This is a genomic window from Brachybacterium nesterenkovii (assembly GCF_900163655.1).
GTDB classification, from domain to species: domain Bacteria; phylum Actinomycetota; class Actinomycetes; order Actinomycetales; family Dermabacteraceae; genus Brachybacterium; species Brachybacterium nesterenkovii.
On sequence record NZ_FWFG01000092.1, the window covers coordinates 45,556 to 67,046 of the forward strand.

The 21,491-nt window shown below is 72.6% G+C and carries 17 protein-coding genes; 10 read left to right on the forward strand and 7 right to left on the reverse strand.

Annotated features, from left to right (window positions below):
• Positions 1-182: 182 nt before the first annotated feature.
• Positions 183-1,925, reverse strand: coding sequence for a pyruvate dehydrogenase (locus FM110_RS10390; RefSeq protein WP_087104686.1), 1,743 nt, complete (start codon positions 1,923-1,925; stop codon positions 183-185).
• 154 nt (positions 1,926-2,079) lie between these two features.
• Between FM110_RS10390 and FM110_RS10395 the strand changes: the two genes are divergently transcribed.
• The 4 genes from FM110_RS10395 to FM110_RS10410 all read left to right on the forward strand — a co-directional run bounded on the left by FM110_RS10395 (position 2,080) and on the right by FM110_RS10410 (position 7,441).
• Complete coding sequence (locus tag FM110_RS10395) at positions 2,080-4,047, forward strand: glycosyltransferase (RefSeq protein ID WP_087104687.1); 1,968 nt, start codon at positions 2,080-2,082, stop codon at positions 4,045-4,047.
• A 159-nt stretch (positions 4,048-4,206) separates the two neighbouring features.
• Entirely contained in the window at positions 4,207-5,286 is a 1,080-nt protein-coding gene (locus FM110_RS10400) for an efflux RND transporter periplasmic adaptor subunit (protein WP_143276368.1), read from the forward strand.
• A gap of 56 nt (positions 5,287-5,342) precedes the next feature.
• On the forward strand, positions 5,343-6,215 hold the full coding sequence (locus FM110_RS10405) for an ABC transporter ATP-binding protein (RefSeq protein ID WP_087104717.1): 873 nt from the start codon (positions 5,343-5,345) through the stop codon (positions 6,213-6,215).
• On the forward strand, positions 6,212-7,441 hold the full coding sequence (locus FM110_RS10410; RefSeq protein WP_087104689.1) for an ABC transporter permease: 1,230 nt from the start codon (positions 6,212-6,214) through the stop codon (positions 7,439-7,441). Before FM110_RS10405 ends, FM110_RS10410 begins: the two co-directional genes overlap by 4 nt.
• Positions 7,442-7,637: 196 nt before the next feature.
• Here the strand turns inward: FM110_RS10410 and FM110_RS10415 are convergent, their stop codons facing one another.
• The 3 genes from FM110_RS10415 to FM110_RS10425 are packed head-to-tail and all read right to left on the reverse strand — an operon-like array spanning position 7,638 to position 11,154.
• Positions 7,638-8,693: a carbohydrate ABC transporter permease gene (locus tag FM110_RS10415; protein ID WP_234992246.1), complete on the reverse strand. Its 1,056-nt coding sequence runs from the start codon at positions 8,691-8,693 to the stop codon at positions 7,638-7,640.
• Entirely contained in the window at positions 8,690-9,652 is a 963-nt protein-coding gene (locus FM110_RS10420; protein WP_087104691.1) for an ABC transporter permease, read from the reverse strand. The genes FM110_RS10415 and FM110_RS10420 overlap by 4 nt, the downstream gene beginning before the upstream one ends.
• On the reverse strand, positions 9,649-11,154 hold the full coding sequence (locus FM110_RS10425; protein ID WP_159458046.1) for a type 2 periplasmic-binding domain-containing protein: 1,506 nt from the start codon (positions 11,152-11,154) through the stop codon (positions 9,649-9,651). The genes FM110_RS10420 and FM110_RS10425 overlap by 4 nt, the downstream gene beginning before the upstream one ends.
• Positions 11,155-11,677: 523 nt before the next feature.
• Between FM110_RS10425 and FM110_RS10430 the strand changes: the two genes are divergently transcribed.
• The 3 genes from FM110_RS10430 (at position 11,678) to FM110_RS10440 (ending at position 14,623) form a co-directional block, all read left to right on the forward strand.
• On the forward strand, positions 11,678-13,132 hold the full coding sequence (locus FM110_RS10430; protein WP_234992248.1) for an MFS transporter: 1,455 nt from the start codon (positions 11,678-11,680) through the stop codon (positions 13,130-13,132).
• A 94-nt stretch (positions 13,133-13,226) separates the two neighbouring features.
• The gene (locus FM110_RS10435; RefSeq protein ID WP_159458047.1) at positions 13,227-13,688 is read left to right on the forward strand and encodes a universal stress protein; all 462 of its coding nucleotides are present in this window, start codon (positions 13,227-13,229) and stop codon (positions 13,686-13,688) included.
• Between the two features lie 35 nt (positions 13,689-13,723).
• Complete coding sequence (locus FM110_RS10440; protein ID WP_087104694.1) at positions 13,724-14,623, forward strand: ornithine cyclodeaminase; 900 nt, start codon at positions 13,724-13,726, stop codon at positions 14,621-14,623.
• A gap of 403 nt (positions 14,624-15,026) precedes the next feature.
• Here FM110_RS10440 and FM110_RS10445 read toward each other — a convergent pair whose 3' ends face one another.
• Positions 15,027-16,052, reverse strand: coding sequence for a CPBP family glutamic-type intramembrane protease (locus FM110_RS10445; RefSeq protein WP_087104695.1), 1,026 nt, complete (start codon positions 16,050-16,052; stop codon positions 15,027-15,029).
• A gap of 85 nt (positions 16,053-16,137) precedes the next feature.
• Complete coding sequence (locus FM110_RS10450) at positions 16,138-16,695, reverse strand: YqeB family protein (protein WP_087104696.1); 558 nt, start codon at positions 16,693-16,695, stop codon at positions 16,138-16,140.
• A 113-nt stretch (positions 16,696-16,808) separates the two neighbouring features.
• Here FM110_RS10450 and FM110_RS10455 point away from each other — a divergent pair, with 113 nt between their 5' ends.
• On the forward strand, positions 16,809-18,227 hold the full coding sequence (locus FM110_RS10455; protein WP_087104697.1) for a sensor histidine kinase: 1,419 nt from the start codon (positions 16,809-16,811) through the stop codon (positions 18,225-18,227).
• Positions 18,224-19,096 (forward strand): response regulator transcription factor, encoded by an 873-nt coding sequence (locus FM110_RS10460; protein ID WP_087104719.1) that lies wholly within the window; start codon positions 18,224-18,226, stop codon positions 19,094-19,096. Before FM110_RS10455 ends, FM110_RS10460 begins: the two co-directional genes overlap by 4 nt.
• A gap of 131 nt (positions 19,097-19,227) precedes the next feature.
• Here FM110_RS10460 and FM110_RS14640 read toward each other — a convergent pair whose 3' ends face one another.
• Positions 19,228-20,277 carry a class II glutamine amidotransferase gene (locus tag FM110_RS14640; RefSeq protein WP_234992250.1) on the reverse strand — a complete coding sequence of 350 codons (1,050 nt, stop codon included), beginning with the start codon at positions 20,275-20,277 and terminating at the stop codon, positions 19,228-19,230.
• 152 nt (positions 20,278-20,429) lie between these two features.
• Between FM110_RS14640 and FM110_RS10470 the strand changes: the two genes are divergently transcribed.
• A complete protein-coding gene (locus FM110_RS10470; protein WP_087104698.1) occupies positions 20,430-21,482 on the forward strand; it encodes an NAD-dependent epimerase/dehydratase family protein in 1,053 nt (350 codons plus the stop codon).
• Positions 21,483-21,491 lie beyond the last annotated feature (9 nt).

The following is a 21,491-nucleotide window of genomic DNA, read 5'->3' on the forward strand; positions in this document are numbered from 1 at the left end:
CAGATGGCATCACCCTTGACCGTTCCTTTGCCCAGGCTGTGACGAAGTCGGGCATTCTCCGCCTTCCCCGCGTCCGCGTCATCGGGCGGCCGGGTGCGCGTCCAGAAACTGCAGTCAGACCGCATGCGCCCCGCCATATCCAGGGCACATGCCGTCTCACGACAGACTCTGGACGCCCCGGCTCAGCGCGGGATGTTGCGCACGTTCGCCGCTGCCATGTCGACCATGCGGCCCACGCCGCCGCCCAGCACGATCTTCGACGCCGAGGTCGCGAAGCCCCGGATCTGCTGCGCGGTGATCTTCGGCGGCATCGACAGGGCATCGGGGTCGGTCACGACGTCGATGAGCACGGGCCCGGGCATGGCCAGGGCCTTGGCCATCTCCTTCTTGAGCTTCTTGGGGTCCGTGATCCGCACCGACGGGATGCCGACGGCGCTCGCGATCGCCGCGAAGTCCACGGCCTCGTGGTCGGTCTCGTAGTCCGGGATGCCCTCGACCAGCATCTCGAGGCGCACCATCCCCAGGCTGGAGTTGTTGAACACGACCACCTTGGTGTCCAGGCGGTGCAGCTTCACCGTCAGCAGCTCGCCCATCAGCATCCCCAGCCCGCCGTCGCCGGACATCGAGATCACCTGGCGCCCCGGGGGGGAGGCGGAGGCGCCGATCGCCTGCGGCAGGGCGTTGGCCATGGTCCCGTGGTGCCAGGAGCCGAACACGCGGCGCTTCCCGTTGGGCGTGATGTAGCGGGCGCCCCACACGTTGCACATGCCGGTGTCGACGGTGAACACGGCGTCGTCATCGGCCAGCTCGTCGAGCGTCGCGGCCACGAACTCGGGGTGGATCGGCTTCATCCGCCCCACGTTCTTCGTGTATGCGGCCACCACGCCCGTGAGCGCCTTGTGGTGCTTCCTCAGCATGGCGTCGAGGTAGCGGCGCGACCGCTTCTCCTCCACGAGCGGCAGCAGGGCCTGCAGCGTCAGCGCCACGTCGCCGTGGATCGCGAGGTCCAGCGGCACGCGGCGGCCCAGCACGGAGGCGTCGGCGTCGACCTGCACCACGCGGATGCCGCGCTCGGCGGGCAGGAACTCGCTGTAGGGGAAGTCGGTGCCCAGCAGGATCACGAGGTCGGCCTCGTGCATCGCCTCGTAGCAGGCGCCGTAGCCCAGCAGCCCGCTCATGCCCACGTCGAAGGGGTTGTCGTACTGGATCCATTCCTTGCCGCCGAAGGCGTGCCCCACGGGGGCCTTGAGCGCGTCGGCGAGCGCGAGCACCTCGTCGCGGGCGCGCTCGACGCCCGCCCCGGCGAACAGCATCACCTTCTCGGCCTCGTCGATGAGCCGCGCGAGCTCGCCGACGGGTGCGGCGGCGGGCTGGACGGCACCCAGCTCGGTCGCGAGCGTCCGGGTGAGGGGCCCGTCGACCTCCTCGTCGGCGATGTCGCCCGGGAGCACGAGCACGGACACGCCCCGCTTCGCGATCGCCGTCTGGATGGCGATGTGGAGCAGGGTCGCGCCATGGGGACCGGAGTTGACCATCTCGCAGAAGTGCGAGCACTCGGCGAACAGGGCCTCCGGGTGGGTCTCCTGGAAGAAGCCGGTGCCGATCTTCGCGCTGGGGATGTGCGAGGCGATCGCGAGCACGGGCGCGTGATCGCGGTGGGCGTCGTACAGCCCCTGGATCAGATGCGTGTTGCCGGGGCCGCAGGAGCCGGCGCACACGGCGAGCCTCCCGGTCAGGCGGGCCTCGGCGCCGGCGGCGAACGCGGCGGCCTCCTCGTTGCGCACGTGCACCCACTCGATGCCCTCGGTGGTGCGGACGGCGTCGACGACCGGGTTCAGGGAGTCCCCGACGAGTCCGTAGATGCGTTCGACGCCCATGTCGCGGAGTTGGGTGACGAGGAGTCGGGCGAAGCTGGTGCGTGCCATGCGGTAGTGCCTCCTGCGGCGCAGTAGTGGTCGGCGCCCCGCAGGGCAGGGCGCCCGTCCCGTTCACCGTAGGCAGGGCGTTCGTCCCGACGCGAGGGAGACATGACCAAGCAGACATCCACGTGGTCGGCTGCACCGTCGATAGGCTGACGCCGTGGACACCCCGGACGTCACCGTCGTCATCCCCTTCTCCGCTGCGCTCGACACCCTGCCCCTGCAGCTCGCGGCCCTCGCCGGGCAGGTCGATGCCCCGCCGTTCGAGGTGGTCATCGCCGACAACGAGGGCAGCGCCGGGCTCGCGGAGCTCGTCGCCGCGCTCGCACCGGTGCCGCCGGTGCGGGTGGTCGACGCGAGCGGCCGCCCGGGTGCCGCCCACGCTCGCAACGCCGGGGCGGCCGCTGCGCGCGGGGCCACGCTCCTGTTCTGCGACGCCGACGACGTCGTGGATCCGCGCTGGGTCGCGGGCCTCGCGGCGGCCGTCGAGCCGGGGCGGTCGTTCGCGGCCGGTTGCCTGCGCCTGGACCGGCTGAACCCCGCGTGGACGCTGCGCCCCTTCCTGGGCCTCGAGCCGGGGCCCCGGCTCGAGGCCCCCGTGCTCCAGGCGCCGTTCGCCTACCTCGGCTATCTGCCGTTCGGGTACAGCGCGAACCTGGCGATGGCGCGCACCGACCTCCTCGCGCTCGGCGGCATGGACGCGACGCTCACGTGCGGCGAGGACGTGGACCTGTGCTGGCGGGCGCAGGAGTCGGGCCTCGCGATGCGGACCGTCCCCGGAGCGGTCGTCGACTACCGGTTGCGGACGACTCTGAGGGACATCTTCGCCCAGCGCCGCGCCTACGGCCGCGCCCAGGTGCAGGAGTCCGAGCGCTCCCTCCTCCTGGGACGCCCGGTACGGAGGACGTCGTGGTCCTGGGCTCTGCGCGAGCTCGTGCGGATGCCCCTGCAGAGCCTGCCCGCGACCATGCGGCCCGGGGCCGCCCGCGAGGACCGCGTCCGCGCCGCGATGCAGTACGGAGGCGTCGTCGGCGCCGCCGAGGGCCTCGTGCGCCACCGTGCCCTCCGCCAGGGCCTGGGCCTCGCGTCGCCACGGCCCGGAGCGACGGGCAGGGCCCTCGCCCCGGGAAGACCGCTGCTGATCCTGTCGCCGCATCTGGACGACGCCGTGCTCAGCGTGTCCGCCCTCCTCGACGAGCCGGGGGCGGAGGTGTGGACCGTCTTCGCGGGTGTTCCCGCCGACGGCGTCAGCACCGCGTGGGACCGGGCGTGCGGCTACGACTCCGGGGCCGAGCTGGTCCGCGACCGTCGGCTCGAGGACGCCGCCGCCCTCGCCGGCATCCGGCACCGCCACCTCGATCTCCTCGACCGCGCCTATGCGGACCCCGGGGAGAGGCCGCAGGACCTCGCCGAGCTCGCCGCGCAGCTGCGCGCGTGGCTCACCGAGCACCCCGACGGGCTCCTCGTCGCCCCGTCCGGCGCGGGGGTGGCCGTCCCCAGCGGGCCGGCCGATCGCACGCGCGGCGCGGTGCGGCGCCTGCGGGGAGCAGCGCGTGCTCTCCGGCGCCGCGGCGCGCCGACCGGCTCATCCGGGGTGCCGAACGGAGTATCCGGAGCGCCGATCGGACCGCTGACCGCCGCCCTGACCGCGCCCGACGCACGGGAGGAGGGCGCTTCCACCGCCGATGCCCCGCCGAGGTGCGCGCCGGCGCCGTCCCGCGCGGCCGGTGGCGCTCGAGCTGCCGCGCGCACCGGCGCCCAGCGCCTCCTCCACGCCGACATGATCCGTCGGCGCCGGCGCGCCGAGGGCCAGGGCATGCTCGCCAACGAGGACCACGCCGCGGTGCGCGAGACCGCGCTCGACGTCGCGGTCTCGGCAGGCGTCGACGTCGTGCTCTACGAGGACCTGCCCTACGGTATGGACCGGCCGGCCGAGAGCACCGTCGCCGCGGCGGCACGGCGGACCGGCCGCAGCGCCCGGCCCGTGCTGCTGGCCCCCGATCGCGAGCGCAAGATCGCGCGCGCCGCGCACTATCGCAGCCAGATCCCGCAGGTCTCTCCTCCTGTCGGCGTCTTCGCACGCGCGCTCGAGCCCGCCGCCGAGAGGCTGTGGCTGCTCGAGGCCTGACACCTCGGGCCGGGCCCTGCTCCCCTCCGCGTCCGGGGATTCTCCGGGGAGTGCTGGCCGCAGGGCTGAGGCTCCGTCCCCGCCTGCACGCCCACACTGGTTCCTGCGCAGGTCGGCGCATCGAGGTGCCGACCGCGGTCGAGCTCAGGGGGAGTCCTCGTGGAAGCGGTCCGTCGGTACGTGTTCCCGATCATCTGGATGGTGATCATCGGCCTCATGGCCCTGGCGCTGGTGAAGATCGCCTTCTTCAGCGGCGACCCGACGTCGAGCGCCGAGGACGGCGCCGCTCCGCAGGCGGCCGTGGACCAGTACGCGACCGTGCCCGTGTCCCGCGGGGACATCGCCAGCACCCTCGAGCTCACGGCGACCGTCGAGGCCGATGAGGGCACGGCCCTGAAAGCCAAAGACGCCGGGGAGATCACCGAGGTGTCGGTGAGCAACGGCGACCGGGTCGAGGAGGGCACCACGATCCTCAAGCTGCGCGTGCCGCAGGAGGCGGCGGCCGCCCCCGCCGTCGACCCCGCGGACCCGAACGCGGCCGCCTCCGCGGCCCCGGCCGAGCCCCAGTACGAGCACCTCACCCTGAAGGCCACGACGGCCGGCGTGGTCCGCGACCTCGACGCCCTCAAGGGCCAGACCCTGGCGATCGGCGACACCGTCGCGACCATCTCCCCCGGCACCTACGCGATCGTCGCGCCCCTGACCCCCGAGCAGCAGCTGCAGCTGCTGGACCAGGACCTGCACGCGAGCGCCGTCATCCCCGGCACCGAGGGCCCCGTCGCCTGCGAGGCGCCGAAGGTCGAGGAGAACTCCCCCGACGCCTCCGGCGCGTCCAATACCGGTGCCTCCGACCCGGCCGCCGCGATGGAGGGCGATCCGATGGCCGGTGCAGACACGTCGGCCGCCTCCGGCGGTGCCTCCTCCGCCGCCTCCCTGCGCTGCCCCGTCCTCGCGGGCACCAAGATCGTGCCGGGCCTGGGCGTGGACGTCACCGTGGACCTGGGCACCGCGACCGGGGTGCTGACCGTCCCCACGACGGCGGTCAAGGGCGAGGCGGGCGCTGGCACCGTGTACGTCCTGGATGATGCGACCGGCGAGCCGACGGAGATCCCCGTGACCCTCGGCAAGAAGGGCGAGGACGCCGTCGAGATCACCGGCGGCCTCGAGGAGGGCCAGGAGGTCCTGCAGTACGTCCCCGGCGTGGATGCCGAGGATCAGATGGGCATGGAGACCTGGTGAGCACCGCACCCGGCGCCGAGCCGCCCACCGAGTCGCTCGCACCGATCGAGGCACCGATCCCGAGCCGCGGGGCGCGCGCCGCCGGCACCGCCCCGCTCCTCGAGCTGCGCTCTCTGGCCCGAGCCGTCCGCCTGCCCGGCGGGGAGGTCCTCGAGATCCTCCGCGGCATCGACCTGATCGTCGAGGGCGGCGAGCATGTCTCGATCGTCGGCCGCTCCGGCTCCGGCAAGACCACGCTGCTCAACCAGCTGGGCCTCATCGACCGGCCCACCGGCGGGACCGTCCTGTTCGACGGCCAGGACTCGACGCGGCTGTCGGATAGGCGCCGAGCCCGCCTGCGCGGCGAGTCCGTCGGCTTCGTGTTCCAGCAGTTCAACCTGCTGGAGGGCCGCACCGCGCTGGAGAACGTCATGATGCCGATGCTGTACGGCACCGCCCGCCAGTTCTGGGGGCGGGAGAAGGCCGCGATGGAGATGCTCGAGCGCGTCGGCCTGGCCGGTCGCGCGCAGTCCAAGCCCAACCGGATGTCCGGCGGCGAGCAGCAGCGCGTGGCCGTGGCCCGCGCCCTCGTGCGTCGTCCCCGCCTGATCCTGGCCGACGAGCCCACCGGTGCCCTCGACGTCACCACCGGGGAGGCCGTCATGGCGCTGCTCGACGAGATCGCCCGCGAGTCCGGGGCCGCGCTCGTGACCATCACCCACGACCTGCAGGTCGCGGCCCTGTCCGACCGCTCGTTCCTGCTGGACGGCGGCGTGCTCCACACGGTCGACCGCGATGCCGCGCGCGGGGCTCTCGCCGGGACCGCGGGCATCCGCGCCGGCCGCGCCGCGGTCGGGGCATCGGGTGACACCACCCAAGCGACGGGCGCTGCGGTCGGGGATGCGGACGCCGCGGCCCGCGTCGGGGCATCGGAAGGAGGAGCCCGATGACCGGCCTCATCGCCTCGATCGTCGAGGCCTACGGCGAGCTGCGCGTCTCCAAGGGGCGCATCCTGCTGTCCCTCCTCGGCGTCGCCTTCTCCGTGTTCGCCCTGACCACCGTGATGAGCGGCGGGCAGATGCTCGAGCAGTCGCTGAAGCAGTCCGTGGAGAGCTTCGGCGGACGACCTGCCGTGCTCACCGTGCAGCCCATGGGCGACATGGGCGCCGACGGCGGCAGTGGCGGCAGGGCCACCGTCGAGGACATGGACCGTGCCGTCCTCGAGCAGTTCGATCAGATGGGCATCACCGAGCGCTCCCGCGACCTCCAGGGGACGCTGCGCGTGCAGACCGGCTCCGGCGTCGTCGCCGCCAGTGGCCGCGGCGTCGACCCCGGATGGGGGCCGATGCACCGGGTCGACGTCCTGCAGGGCCGCTGGTTCGCGGACTCCGACGAGGGGCGCCTGAGCCCGGCGATCGTGGTCGACGAGACGCTGTACGAGAAGCTGGGGCGACCCGAGCTCGGTGCCGAGACCGTCGACCTGGTGGCGGACAAGGGCGCGACCGCGCCCGTCGTGGTGATCGGCGTGGTCCCCGCGAACGAGTTCGCCGCCATGGGCATGGACGCGACCGTCTACATCTCCGCCTCCGCGGCCGATGACCTGCCCGCGGGCAGCGGCATGGAGCAGGCCGCGCGCCAGTACCTCGCCTGGGTCCCGGAGGAATCGGCCGAGGAGGTCGCCTCGCAGCTCTCCGCCCGCCTGACGGACGCCCCGACCGGTTCGTACGACGCGTATCGCATGGACGGCGCCGGGGACATCGAGGCCTTCCGGTACGTGCGCTACGCGCTGATGGGCGTCGCGGCCGTGATCCTGGTGCTCGGCGCGATGGGCCTGGTGAACATCGCCCTGGTGACCATCCGGTATCGGGTGCGGGAGATCGGCATCCGCCGCTCCTACGGGGCCACGGGCCTGCGGATCTTCATCGGCGTGCTCATGGAGTCCGTGGTCGCGACCGTGATCGCCGGGATCGTGGGCGTCACCGCGGCGGTCGCCCTGGTCAAGGCACCCTTCGTGACCGAGTGGTTCCACTCGATCGGTCTCGTGGACGTGCCGCCGTTCCCGACGACCGCCGTCATCACGGGCCTGACCGCCGCGACGGCGGTGGGCATCCTCGCGGGCGCCCTCCCGGCGATCATCGCCACGCGCATCAAGGTGATCGACGCGATCCGGAGCTGAGGCGGGGACCGCGCGGCGGTGCCAGCAGAGCATGTCGTCCAGCGTCCGCCCACCTGCACATGCGCCGGTCACGGACGCTGGACGACGCGTGCGCACCCTGGCCCCGCCGGAGCACCCCGCGGCGACGCCTCGACAGCACGCGGACGCCGCGCAGACGGAGCACCGGGCCTCCCCCGACCTCCCGCGTCGCGCCGGCTCAGCCCTTGACGGCCCCGAAGATGACGCCCTTGGTGAAGTGCTTCTGCACGAACGGGTAGACCATCAGGATCGGCACGAGAGCCATCACGACGATCGCCATCTTCAGCGCGAGGCTCGACGGGGGCGCGGAGCCGGCGACGCCCGCGGGCTGCAGCTCGGAGCCGGGCAGCTCGACGCCCTCCAGCACGTACGAGCGCAGCACCAGCTGCAGCGGCCACTTGCCGGAGTCCTGCAGGTAGAGCATCGCGTTGAAGAACGAGTTCCAGTACCCGACGCCGTAGAACAGTGCGACCACGGCGATCACGGCGGTCGACATCGGCAGCACGATGGTCCACAGGATCCGGAAGTCGCCGGCGCCGTCGATGCGCGCCGCCTCGAGCACCTCCTGCGAGATGCCCATGAAGAAGGACCGCAGGATGAGGATGTTGAAGGCCGACACCGCCCCCGGCAGGATCAGCGCCCAGTACGAGTCGATCATCCCCAGGCCCGACACCACCAGGTAGGTGGGGATCAGGCCGGCGGAGAAGAACATCGTGATGAGGAAGATGAACAGGATCGGGCGGTGCAGGAGCGACCCGGTGCGGGAGAGCCCGTAGGCCGCCATGACGGACACCGCGGTCGACAGCAGGGTGCCGACCGCCGTGACGCCCAGGCTCACGAGGATCGAGCGCGTGACCACGCCGCCGTCGAGGATGGTGCGGTACGCGTCGAGGGTGAGCTCGCCCGGGACGAGCACCATCCCGCCGCCGGCCCGGTCGATCGTGGCCTGCGTGGACAGCGACGTGAGGACGACCGTGTACAGCGGGCCGAGCACCGCCAGGACGATCAGCAGCAGTACGGCGGCCTTGCCGATCCTCGCGGCGAGCGTCGGCTCCTCAGCCCAGACGGGGCGATGCGCGGCGGCACCGCGGGATCGCCAGCGGCGGCCGTCCGCGGGACCGCGCCCGCCGTCCGCCGGGCCGACGGGCGCACCGTCCGCGACCCGCGCGGGCTCCGCGACCGGCAGCTCGCGCTCGGCCATCCCGGAACCGGGTTCCGTCCCTGCCGCGCTCATCGCTGCTCCCTCTGGTAGACGCCCGCCTCGCCGGCGAGGTGGGCGATCTTGTTCGCGCCGAGCACCAGGAGCAGGGAGACCACGCCCTTGAGCAGGCCCGCGGCGGCCGCATACGACCAGTCGCCGCCGATCACGCCCTGGTAGTAGACGTACGTGTCGAGGACTTCGGCCGCACCCTGGCCGACCGCCCCGCGCTGGAGGATCAGCTGCTCGAAGCCGACGGTCAACGCATCTCCGAGCCGCAGGATGAGCAGCAGGATGATCGTCGGACGCAGCGCCGGGAGGGTGATGTGCCGCATGCGCCGCCACGGCCCCGCGCCGTCGACGGCGGCCGCCTCGTACAGGCTCGGATCGATCGTGCTCAGCGCCGCCAGGAAGATGATCATCCCCCACCCCGCGTCCTTCCACACCTGCTGGGACGTGACCAGCAGGAGGAAGGTGTCCGGGTTGGTCATGATGTCCAGCGGCGCGGCCCCGACCGAGGCCAGCAGCCGGTTCAGCAGGCCGGCCCCGCCCAGGATCTGCTGGAAGATCGTCACCACCAGCACCCACGAGAAGAAGTGAGGCAGGTAGACGATCGACTGGATGGTGGTGCGCAGCCACGGCCGCAGCACCGAGTTCATCAGCAGCGCGATCGCGATGGGCACCGGGAAGTAGAACACGAGCTGGAACGCCGTGATCGTGAGGGTGTTGCCGACGGCCTCCCAGAACCCGGGAGTCGCGAGCACGCGGCGGAAGTTCGCCCACCCGATGAACGGGCTCTCGGCGATCCCCACGTACGGGGAGTACGACTGCCACGCGATCACGTTGCCCAGCATCGGAACGTACGCGAACACGATCAGGAGCACGACGGCCGGCGCCACCATCACCAGCAGCGGCCAGTCGCGGCGCAGACGGGTGCGCAGCGGGATCCGGCGCCGGCGGATCCGATCCGTGCGCGCCTCGGCGCGCACCGTCATGCGTCGAGCTGCTGACGGACGCTCTCGTAGTACTCGCGCATGCGGTCGCCGCCGGAGCTGCGCCACGTCGTGACCGCCGCGTCGAAGTCCTCCATCGACTTGCGGCCGCGCACGACGTCCTTCTCGAGGTCGTACATCGGCTGGTCGAGCGTCGCGTACTCGGCGGGCCGGACGATCTGGCGACCGTAGAACGGGCCCTCCTGCATGTGCTCGGTCTCCGCGGCCTGCCACTCGCAGTACTCCTTGACGAACTCGGGGTTCGTGAAGTCGTACTTGGCCAGCGGACCGGTCACGAGGGTCCCGAGGACGCCGGGGTGCTGCTCCTCGAGGAGGTCGGTGGGCTGCGGGACGCCGTCGGCGCCGCGGGTGAAGTGCACGCCCTCCTTCCCGTAGGACGCGACCTCCCATTCCTTGGTGCCGAAGGGCGCCGCGAGGTAATCGGCGATGCCGAGCAGCTCCTCGATGCGGGAGGGGTCGTCGCTCTTCTTGAGGAAGCTGAAGAAGTTGGCGGGCGAGCCGGCGTAGCGGATCGGGGTGCCGGAGGCGGACAGGCCCGACATCGGCGCGATCTTCGCCTCGGGGCTGCTGGTGGCGAGCTGCTTGACCATCTCGCCCCACGCGCCCACGCCGTCGTAGTGGATCGCGACCTGGCCGGCCTGGAAGCGCTGCTTCGCGTCGCCGGTGTCGGCCTTGACGTCGGGGTGGACGTAGCCCTTGTCGAACAGCTCGCGCTGGAACTCGAGGGCGTCGCGGTACTCCTGGGTCTCCCAGCGGTACTCGAGCTTGCCGTCCTTCACGCGCCAGTCCGGCGGGGCGCCGAACATCAGGTTCGGGGCCGCGGTGGCCATGTCGTTGCAGGCCCAGCGGCCCTGGTCGGGGGCGGTCAGGGCCTTGCAGACCTCGAGGAACTCGTCGGGGGTCTTGGGCGCCTCGACGCCGGCGGCGCCGAACATGTCCGCGCGGTGGAAGATCGCGTCGGTGACGATCTCGCCCGGCACCGGGATGCCGTATAGCTTGCCCTTGATGACGCCGAAGCTCCATGCGGCGGTGGGCAGGTTGGCGAGGTACTTCCACTTCGAGATCTTGTCGCCCGCGAGGAACGGCGTGAGGTCCTGGAAGACCGACTCGACGGCCTGGTCGAAGCGGGCCGGCGGGTCCCAGCCGAACACGGAGACCCAGTCGGCGACATCGTCGGGAGAGGCGAGCACCGCGGCCTGCTTGTCGCGGTAGTCGTTGCCGGTGGTCATCTGGTACGTGAGCTTCGCGCCGAGCGCCTCATCGAGCGCCTGGGTGAAATCGTTGCTGCCGGACTTCACGCCCGACCAGGTGGGGACCATGCAGGTGAACGACGAACCCTTGCCGGGCGGCGCCGCGACGGTCTGCGGCAGATCCTTCGGGTACTCGAGGTAACCGGGCGTCGACCCGTTGCGGCCCGCGATCTGGGGCGCGATGGCCTGCTGCTCCGTGTACGTCGGCAGCACCGTCGAGATATCACCCGACACGTCTTCCGCCGCCTGCTCGGCCGGGTCCGACCCTCCGCACGACGCCAGGACGGGGATCGCGGCTGCGGCTCCGGCAGCGCCCAGAACAGCACGGCGCGAGGGGGTGGGCGAGGCTGCTCCAGCAGGCATGATCTGTTCCTTCGTCGCGGGACGGTGGGCGGGCGGCACCGCTCGAGAGCCCTGAGGATCGGCGTCATCGCAGGTCAGAAGAACCTCCCGGGGGGTGAGCCCGGCGTCAGGGTATGGCGGGCATCACAGACCGTCGAATATCCCCTACCGGCCGGGAAGCAGTGGGGCGGATCCCCCGGCGAAGCGTCGGCAGACCCCCGGTTCGTGCGTCGCGCGACCCGCGGAGCGGGTGCTGTGCCCTCGCACCCCGCTGCGCTGGTCGGGCGCCGCCGCCCCCCGCCGTCCCTGATCCCCGCCCCCTGGAGGTCCCAGCCATGTCGAGCTCCGCGACGAGCGCATCCCGCGACCAGGATGCGGTGCGCAGCCTCATTCCCGCGCGCATGGACCGCCTTCTATGCCTTCGAGCGCCCTCTCCCCCGCGTCCCGCCTCATCCCCGCGCACATGGACCGCCTGCCCTGGTCCCGCGTCCACACGATGGTCATCGTGGGCCTCGGCACGGCGTGGATCCTGGACGGCATCGAGGTCCAGATCGTCGCGGCCAACGGGTTCGCGCAGGACCTGGGCATGTCGACCACCGAGATCACGGCGTCGGCCACGTTCTACCTGCTGGGCCAGGTGCTCGGTGCGCTGCTCTTCGGGCGCCTGACCGACCGCATCGGCCGCAAGAAGCTGTTCGTCCTGACGCTGGCCGTGTACCTCATCGGGTCGGGCCTCGCGGGCGCCGCGTTCTCGCTGTGGTTCTTCTACCTGTGCCGGTTCATCGCGGGCGCCGGCATCGGCGGCGAGTACAGCGCGATCAACTCCGCGATCGACGAGCTCATCCCCGCGAAGTACCGCGGACGCGTGGACCTCGCCCTCAACGGCACCTACTGGGCGGGCGTGGCGCTGGGCGCCGTTACCACGATCTTCCTGCTGAACCCGGCCCTGATCGACGCGCACTGGAGCTGGCGCATCGGCTTCTTCCTCGGGCCGGTCCTGGGCCTGGTGCTCATCGTGATCCGCCGTCATATCCCCGAGTCGCCGCGCTGGATGCTCACCCACGGGCACGCGAAGGAGGTCGAGGAGATCGCCGCGAGCATCGAGCACGACGTCGCCTCGCGCGGCATCGAGCTCGAGGACGTCGACGAGTCCCAGGCGCTGACCGTCAAGGCCGAGGAGAAGCTGCCGCTGCGGACCGTCGCCCGGGTGTTCCTGAAGGACTACCCGCAGCGGACCATCCTCGGGGCGACGCTCATGATCACCCAGTCCTTCCTGTTCAACGCCATCTTCTTCACGTACGCGATCGTGCTGGGCGACTTCTACGACGTGCCCAAGGACTCCGTCGGGCTCTACATGATCCCGTTCGCGATCGGGAACCTTCTCGGGTCGCTGCTGCTGGGCCGCTTCTTCGACACGATCGGGCGGCGGAAGATGATCTTCGCGACCTACGGCATCGCGGCGCTCGTGCTCACGGCCTCGGCGTTCTGCTTCCAGGCCGACCTGCTCACCCCGACCACGCACACGATCTTCTGGTGCGTCGCGTTCTTCTTCGCGAGCGCCGGCGCGTCGGCGGCCTACCTCACGGTCTCGGAGATCTTCCCGCTCGAGGTGCGCGGGCAGGCGATCAGCTACTTCTTCTCGATCGCCCAGATCTGCGGCGCGATCGCCCCGCTGATCTACGGTGCGCTGATCGGCGACGCCTCCTCGCGCGGCCCGCTGACCATCGGGTACATCGGCGGTGCCGCCGTCATGCTCATCGGCGGCATCGTCGCCCTGGCCATCGGCGTCGATGCCGAGAACAAGGGTCTCGAGGACATCGCCGATCCCCTGTCCACGCACCATGCCGAGTCCGAGGAGGCCCACGCATGACCGCTTCCGATCAGCACCCTGCCGGGTCCGCGCGGCCCCGGCGCGGCACCCACGCGACACGACCGCGCGCCCCGAGGGCTTCGTCGTCGTGGGCGTGAGCGGCAGCTCCGGCTCGCCGATGGCACTGCGCTGGGCGCTCGAGACGGCCCGGCGCCTCGAGCTGCGGCTCGTCGCCGTCCGGGCGTACAAGGTGCCCGCAACGTCCGCTGGGACCGTGCGGCCCACGCCGTCGCGCGTGGCCGGGTCCGGGGACGTGCTGGAGGCGAGCACGCTCGCTGATCTCGAGGCGCATGTGCGCGCGGCCCTCGGGGACGATGCCGAGGAGGTCGAGCTGCGGGCGGTCCGCGGGGGACGGCGACGGGTCCTGACGGCGGCGTCCGACGGTGCCGCGATGCTCGTGGTCGATGCGCCGCGCCGCCGCGAGCTCGAGGGGGAGCCGTCGTTCGTCCGCTCGCTGGTGTACCGGGCGCAGTGCCCCGTGGTGATCATGCCGCCGCGCGTGTCCTCCACCCCGGCCGAGCCCTGGGTCCAGGGGCGTCGCACGGCCCGCGGCTGATCCGACCCTCACCCCCTCCCGTTACCGTGGAGGGCATGCTCCACCTCCCCGATGATCGCGTCCGCGACCTCCTCCCCTCCCCCGCCGAGGCGGTGGACCTCATGCGCGAGACCCTGCAGGCCCTCGCCGACGGCAGCGCCTCCGTGGCCCCGAAGTCGCAGGTGTCGGCGCACGGCACGGGCTTCGCCAACGCCATGCCCGCCGCCTGGCCCGAGCGCGGACTGCTGGGCGTGAAGTGGGTCGCGATCATGAAGGACAACCCGGCCCAAGGCCTGCCGATCATCAGCGGGCTCATGGTGCTGTCGGACGCGCAGACCGGGGCCGTCCGCTGCACGATGGACGCCGCCGAGCTCACCGCTCTGCGCACCGCGGCCGTGACCGGCGCGAGCATCGCCCTCGACGATCGGCGCGCCGTGTTCCTCGGCACGGGGGTGCAGGCCCGCTCCCACGCCCGGGTGCTGGCCGCGATCGGCCGGAAGCGCCTGACCGTGTGGGGGCGCCGCCCCGAGGCTCTCGCCGAGCTGGCGGAATGGGCATCCCGCGAGGTCCCGGGCCTGCACCTGGAGACGACGACGGACCGCGACGCGGCGGTGCGCGGGGCGGGCGTGGTGATCTCCGGCCTGCCCATCGGCCTGCACGGCAGCGAGCTGGACCCGTCGCTGGCCTGCGATGACGCCACGTACCTGCCGATCGACTACGCCTCGGTGGCGGGGGCCGCGGTGGCGCGCGGGGCGACCGTCGCAGCTGACGATCCCGAGCAGTTCGAGGCGCTGCGCCCGGACAAGCTCAGCGAGGACTACCCGCGGGCGAGCACGGCGACGGGCGCGCTCCTGCGGGACGGACGGCCCGCCGAGCGCGTGGTGGTGCAGAACCTCGGGTCGGGCCTGGGCGATGTGATGCTGGCCGATGCGGTGGCGCGGGCCGTCGGGGTCTGAGCGAGCGGGCCAGCACGCAGGGTCGCTCGAGCACCGGCAGCATGCGCGGGGCGGGCGGCATCCGGGTGGCAGGCCCGTCACACGCTGGACGCCTCCGTCGAGGATGCCTGCACCGGCCGCATGCGCGGGACAGTCTGTCAGCGCGGGCAGGTCTGATTCCCGGGGCAGGTGGAAACTGCGGACTGGGCGGCGTGCGCGGGGCAGGCGGCGTGCGCGGAGCAGGTGGCCTCCGGGTGGTAGGCCTGATGCCCGGGCATGGACAGAGATGCAGTCATGCGCGCACACAGCGCGTATATGGCGCTGTGTGCGCGCATGACTGCATCACTGCCCGCGGAGGGTCGTGAACCTGCACGGGCGGGGCACCCGGGGAGGCAAGGATCTGCCGACGCCGGCCCGCGCGACCTCAGACCCGCACGGGCGGGGGCACCGGGGCGTCGGCCGACCGCATGACGGGGAAGAACGGGCCGCGGTCGCCACCGAGGACCGTGACCGTCTCGACGGAGGAATCGCGCCGGGTGTACCCCGTGATGTTCACCAGCACCAGGAAGGCGAGCATCGCCCCGAACCAGATCGTCGTCTCAGCGCCCATGCCGAGCAGCCCGACGACACCCGCCGTCAGGAGCACCGCCGTCCGCAGGACGATGGAGGCTTCGATCCCGCCGGTGCGCCAGGCGAGGACACCGCTGGCGAGGGCGATGAAGACCGCGGTGAAGGCGGTGTCGAGCGAGTGCATGGCACCGATCAGGGACAAGGGCAGCGTCGCCAGGATCGGGACGGCCGGGCCCCGCACCCACGTGCCCACGCCCTGCATCACGGCGCCTCGCAGCACGAGCTCCTCCCCCGCGGCCTGCAGCGGCGCGACGAGCAGGAGCACGAGCACCACACCGATCGTGCGCCCGGACTCCGGCAGAGCGGGTCGCCCGCCGTGGAGCAGAGTCTGCATGGCGGTGGCGAGGGCGACGGCGACGACGGCGAGCGCCAGCATGCGGCCCATCTGCGCGGTTCGGAAGCGGTCGGCGACCGACCACAGCAGCGACGTCGGCCTCCACCCGCCCAGCCGCACGCCGAGCAGCCCGGCGGGGAGCAGCAGGGCACCGAGGGCGCTGCGGACGAAGACGTCGAGCGGGCTCGTCGGGTCGTCGAGCGCCTGGCCGATGGAGCGGTCCGCCCCCAGCGCCGTGAGCACGAGGACCATGCCGACCATCAGCAGGGAGGCGAGGATCAGCCAGATGGCCGTGATCGCGAAGGCTGTGGTCAGCGGCCGCCACCACCGGGCCCACTCCGGGCGGAGAGTCGCCAGGCGGTGGTACGGCGTGGACTGCACGGGCATGGGCTGCGCGGGCTCCGCCGCGTCGTCCGCAACCCCCACAGCCCTCACCTGGGCTGGGCCGTCGCCGTCGGTCATGTCAGGGGTCGCGTCATCGCTCATGATGCCCTCCACTGTAAGAGCCGAGGCCGACGTCCGGGGCGCAGCGGACCGGACCACGGGGCATCCCAGGGGCCGTTCCGCTCCGTCAGCGCCGCGGCTGCACCTCGACGCTCCAGCCGCGGGACTCGAGGGCCTCGCGCACGCGGGCCACGGAGACGTCGAGCTCGGCCCGCTGGAGGTCGGCGTCGCGCTCGTCGCGCAGGCTGAGGATGCCGTCGCCCACGGAGTCCGGCTCGAGGACGATCCGGTGGACCTGGCTGCGGGCCCAGCGGCGCGTCTCCCCGTCATCGTGCACATAGATGCCGTGCTCGTCCACCGAGATGGTCGTGAGCGAGCCCAGGATGCTCGAGGCGACGAGGGCGCCTGCCCCGGCGCACGCGAGAGCCACGAGCAGGTGCCCGGTGCCGCCGAACCAGCCGTCGACACGCTCGACGATCTCGATCGCGGTGCCGATCACGGGCACGTGCACGAGGAACGTCCCCGCGAGCAGGCGGGCGAACCACCCGACGGCCGCGCCGATCAGCGCTGAGACGCCGATGACGACGGCCCGGGCGGCGGGCGAGGGGGCGACGGTGATGCGGGAACGGGACTCCGCGGACGGGATCGGGAAGGCGGAGCCCGCGGGGTGCGTCGAGGAGGGCATGGCCCCGATGCTCCCGGGCCGGCGGCCTGACGCGCATCGGGCAGACGACTGATCCGACGGAATCGGCCGTACGGCTGATCCCGCATCATCCGACCCCTTCCTACGATGGGCCGGTGCCCACTGCCACCAGCCCCGACGCGTCCGCCGTCGCGCCGCGCGCACCGCGCTGGAAGCGCTGGGGCCGGGCGGTCCTGCTGTTCGTGGGCTGCTGGGCGGCGGGCTTCCTCGTCTGGGCGGTCAGCCTGGGCCTGGTGCTGGAGACGACCCCGGTCCTCACCCGCGCGCAGACCCTCGCCGTCGGCCTGGTCGACCCGGCGCTCGGTCTGCTGCTGTCGGCAGCCGTCGGTCCGATGCGCCGGGCCGGACGCTGGAACCTGGCGATCGCGGCGATCGGATGCGCGAGCACCTGGGCGGGCCCTGCCGTTCTCGTGGCCCTGACGCGACTGGGGCGCGAGCGCTCCCTGCCGCTGGCCGTGACCGCCGTCGCCCTGGTCACCGCTATCTCGATGGGCTGGGAGGGCGCGCTGTACGGCTTCGACGGCATGGGGCGCGGTGACATCCTCGGAATGGCGGTGCTGATGGCGGCCCTCGGCACCGCCTTCGTCCTGTGGGGCTGGGCGCAGGGCACGCGCACCGCGCTCATCGCGTCGCTGCGGGCCCAGGCCGCCTCGGCCGAAGAGGCCCGTGCCGCGCTCGTCCGTGAGCACGAGGCGCTGGCGACCCGGCGCGAGGCGGAGGTCGATGGCGCCGTGGCTCGTGAGCGCACCGCCCTGGCCCGCGACATGCACGACAGCGTGGCCCATCACCTGGCCGTGATCTCCTTGCACGCCGGGGCGCTCGCCTACCGTGAGGACATGCCGCCCGAGCAGGCGCGCGAGCTCGGCGCGACGCTGCGCGAGAGCGCGCAGCGGGCCAACATCGAGCTGGCGAGCGTGCTCGCAGCCCTGCGCGAGGGCTCCGGCATCCAGAGCACAGCTCCGCTGCTGGGCGAGGACTGGTTCGAGGAGCTCCTGGCCCGGGAGGAGGCGCTGGGGGCGCGGGTCGAGGCGCGGCGCGAGGTCGATGTCGCGGCCCTCCCCCGAACCGTCGCGACCGCGCTCGAGCGCTCGCTCGACGAGGCCCTGCTCAACGCCCGCAAGCACAGTCCCGGCGCACCGGTGCAGGTGACGCTGCGGCACCTGCCTGCACCGGGCGGAGCTGTGGACGGGGAGGCGGACCGGGTGATGCTGACCGTGCGGAATCCGATCGGGGCCTGGGCGGACATGGCGGGCACCGCGGTCGGAGACGCCCCCGCCGGGAGCGCTCAGGCAGTGGACGGGCAGGATGCCGCGCGCACGTCTACGCGGGGGGCTCCGGGGGCATCGCGCGAGGAGACGACCGCACCGGTGACCGGCACGGGCTTCGGGCTCATCGGCCTCGCGGAGAGGGCCAGACTGCTCGGGGGCCGGGCACGCAGCGGCACGACGACGGGCGAGGACGGACGGAGCATGTTCGAGGTGGAGGTGGAGCTGCCGTGGGAGACGCCGGCATGACGGGGACGACGAGCAGGCAGATCAGGGTGCTGATCGCCGACGACGAGGCACTCATGCGCTCCGGCCTGCGCCTCCTGGTCGACGGGACCCACGGCATCGCTGTGGTCGGCGAGTGCTCCGACGGCGACGAGGCCCTCGCCCGGGCCGACGCCCTGGACCCGGACGTGATCCTCATGGACGTCCGCATGCCGCGCCTGGACGGGATCGAGGCCACGCGCCGCCTCGTCTCCGCGGGCTCGCGCGCCCGGGTGATCGTGCTGACGGCCTTCGACACCGATGGCTTCCTGCTGGAGGCCCTGCGGGCCGGCGCCGTGTCGTTCCTGCTCAAGGATTCCCCGCCGGACGCTGTCGTGGGCGCGATCCTCGACGCCGCGGCGGGGCGCCCGCGCTTCTCCCCGCAGGCGCTCCAGCGCCTCGTGCGGATCGCCGCCGCGGGCGGGGAGGGCGAAGCCTCGGGCATGCGCCGAAGCGCGAACAGCACCAGCGCTGCAGACAGCCACGGGCACGGGCACGGGCACGGGCACGGGCACGGGCACGGGCACGATGATGGCGAGCGCCCCGGGCCCTACGGCTTCCCCGGCTCCGCATCCGCGACGTCCTCACCGGCCATCCCGACATCAGCTCCAGCCCCCTCGTCATCGGAGCAAACGGCGCCGTCCCCGACCTCCGCGCCCCTGCCCGCTGGGATCACCGAGCGCGAATGGGAGGTGGGGCGGCTCGTCGCCCAGGGATGCACGAACACCGAGATCGCCGGGGCCCTGTTCCTGAGCCTGGCCACCGTCAAGACGCACCTGTCGCACCTGTTCCACAAGCTCCACGTGACCAACCGGGTGCAGCTGGCGATCCGGGTGCTCGAGCACGAGCGCTGAGCGGGGCGGGCCGCAGCATCGGCATCGGGCACCGTCCCCGCATCAGCCGACAGCCGCCGGGCACTCCGGGGCGCGCGGCTTCCCACCGGGCGGCTGGCCCCACCTCCGTCGACGGGCCCGATTTCCGCAGGTCAGGCCGCCTTCCGGCGCGCCTTCCGCTCGGCGTTCTCCCGCACCTGCGCGGCATGTGCCTGCGAGGCCGCGGCCGAGAGCCCCAGGTCCTCCAGGCCGAGGGGATGCGCGAGGGCGGGCAGCGGCTTCTCGCTGGTCACGATCCCGTCGGGGTCGACGTGCAGCAGCTCGCCGTCCTCGAGCAGATGCCAGGACTCGTCGTCGTCCATCGGCTCGCTCGCGACCACCACGGAGTGGACGTCGCGGAGATCGTCGGATCGCGCTCGCAACGTGGCCGACGCCTGGTCGAGGGCCTCGTCGGCCACAGCACCCGCCGGGCGATCCAGCACCCACAGCTCATTGGTGGCGGGCAGGCGCAGCGCATAGAGATGGTGGTCGCGCGCGACCAGCAGGTTCGCCGAGTACACGGGCACGTGGCGGGCGGTCCAGGCCAGCGCCGCGACAAGACCGTCGTGCAGGGCCCGGTCCCGGTCGCGCACGGCCGCGGGGTCGGTGGGAGTGGGGGTGGCAGACAGGTCGGGCGTCGGCTCAGCAGGGGCGGACGCATCGAGCGTCGGCTCGAGCGCATCGGCCGGGACGACCACGCGCCGCAGGGAGCGGTCGGCCTCGCGCCGCGCAACCTCGCCGGCGATCAGCGCGCACATCCACTCCGAGTCCGTCGTGCCCTGGACCAGGTCCGCGGTGCCGAGCTCACGCACGCGATCGCGCAGCTGATCGGTCACGTGGAGCACGCCGTTGTGGGCCATGACGATGCCGTTCATGAGGAACGGGTGCGTGTTCTCGCGCTCCGAACTGGTGCCGGAGGACAGGCGGATGTGGGCGATCATCGTGCGCGCCGTCAGCGATGTGGCCGTGTGCTCGAAGCGGTCCGAGGCGTAGGCGGCGACGGGGCGCTTGGCCACGAGGGCCGCGCCGGTCTCGTCGATCCAGCCGATACCGGTGCCGTCGGCGTTGTGGCGGGACTGCAGGCGCAGCGAGTACGGGGCGTCGAGGAGCCAGAAGCGGGCGGTCACGGGCTGGTCGGCGGAGAGAGCGAAGAGTCGGCACATGTCGCAGGCCATGGTAGGCCGATCGCATCTCTGATGCAGTGGGGGGCATCTCAGGGCGGGGTATGGCGGGAGGTCCAGCTCGTTTCCGGCACCGTTGCATACCCTGCCCCAGGGCGCACGTTGCGTCTGCCGCCGAGGAACCAGGAGTAGCCATGCGCATCGCCGTCATCGGAGCCACCGGGAACGTGGGGACCGCGCTCCTCCGCCGCCTCCACGCCGCCCACGACGTCTCCTCCATCGTCGGGATCTCGCGACGGGGCCCCGACCGCACCGGGGAGCCGTACAGCGGGGTGGAGTGGCGCCACATCGACATCTCCGACCCCGCGAGCTCTCCTGCCCTCGTCGACGCACTGCGCGGGGCGGACGCCGTGGTCCACCTCGCCTGGGTCATCCGTCCCAACCGCGATGAGGACCTGCTGGTACGTACCAACGTCGAGGGCTCACGCCGTGTCTTCGAGGCCGCTGCCGCCGCTGGCGTTCCCCACCTGGTCCACGCCTCGAGCGTCGGCGCATACGGACGGGCCGACGGCTCCGCGCCGGGGCGGTCTCCCCAGGACGAGTCGTTCCCCACGCACGGGTGCGACTCGTCTCACTACGCGCGCCAGAAAGCGCAGGTCGAACGGATCCTCGACGAGGTCAGCGCCGCGCACCCGGAGATGACCGTATCGCGCCTGCGGCCGGGGTTGATCTTCCAGGAGGAGGCAGGCCCGGAGATTCGCGACTACTTCCTGGGCGTTCTCGTCCCGCGCCCGCTGCTGCGGCTCCTGGCCACGGGTGCGCTCCCGGTCTTCCCCTGGCCCCACGGCATCGTCATGCAGGCTGTGCACGCCGACGACATCGCCGACGCGTACTGGCGCGTGGTCCGCCACCGCGCACCCGGCGCGTTCAATGTTGCGGCCGACCCGGTGGTCGGCCCCGACGCCATCGGCTACGCCCTCGGCGCGCGCCGCTGGTTGCCAGTGCCTACCCCGATGGTCCGGGCGCTCGCGGCTCTCACGTACAGGGCGCGGCTGCAGCCCACGGACCCGGGGTGGATCGACATGGCGGTGGTGACGCCCGTCATGTCGACGGAGCGCATCCATCGCGAGACCGGCTGGTCTCCGCGGCGGTCGTCGATCGACGCGATCCGCGCAGTCGTTGCGACGCTCGGGGGGACCGGCGGTCTGGGCAATGCGCGCCACCGCTCCCGCGGTCCGCTCGCCTGAGGGGAAGCG

Excerpts from the sequence above, each read along its gene's own strand:
- FM110_RS10430 (WP_234992248.1), top strand. The coding sequence starts at position 11,678 with ATGCCTTCGAGCGCCCTCTCCCCCGCGTCCCGCCTCATCCCCGCGCAC.
- FM110_RS10420 (WP_087104691.1), bottom strand. The coding sequence starts at position 9,652 with ATGACGGTGCGCGCCGAGGCGCGCACGGATCGGATCCGCCGGCGCCGG.
- FM110_RS14640 (WP_234992250.1), bottom strand. The coding sequence starts at position 20,277 with ATGTGCCGACTCTTCGCTCTCTCCGCCGACCAGCCCGTGACCGCCCGC.
- FM110_RS10445 (WP_087104695.1), bottom strand. The coding sequence starts at position 16,052 with ATGAGCGATGACGCGACCCCTGACATGACCGACGGCGACGGCCCAGCC.
- FM110_RS10460 (WP_087104719.1), top strand. The coding sequence starts at position 18,224 with ATGACGGGGACGACGAGCAGGCAGATCAGGGTGCTGATCGCCGACGAC.
- FM110_RS10390 (WP_087104686.1), bottom strand. The coding sequence starts at position 1,925 with ATGGCACGCACCAGCTTCGCCCGACTCCTCGTCACCCAACTCCGCGAC.
- FM110_RS10440 (WP_087104694.1), top strand. The coding sequence starts at position 13,724 with ATGCTCCACCTCCCCGATGATCGCGTCCGCGACCTCCTCCCCTCCCCC.
- FM110_RS10410 (WP_087104689.1), top strand. The coding sequence starts at position 6,212 with ATGACCGGCCTCATCGCCTCGATCGTCGAGGCCTACGGCGAGCTGCGC.
- FM110_RS10470 (WP_087104698.1), top strand. The coding sequence starts at position 20,430 with ATGCGCATCGCCGTCATCGGAGCCACCGGGAACGTGGGGACCGCGCTC.
- FM110_RS10450 (WP_087104696.1), bottom strand. The coding sequence starts at position 16,695 with ATGCCCTCCTCGACGCACCCCGCGGGCTCCGCCTTCCCGATCCCGTCC.
- FM110_RS10415 (WP_234992246.1), bottom strand. The coding sequence starts at position 8,693 with ATGAGCGCGGCAGGGACGGAACCCGGTTCCGGGATGGCCGAGCGCGAG.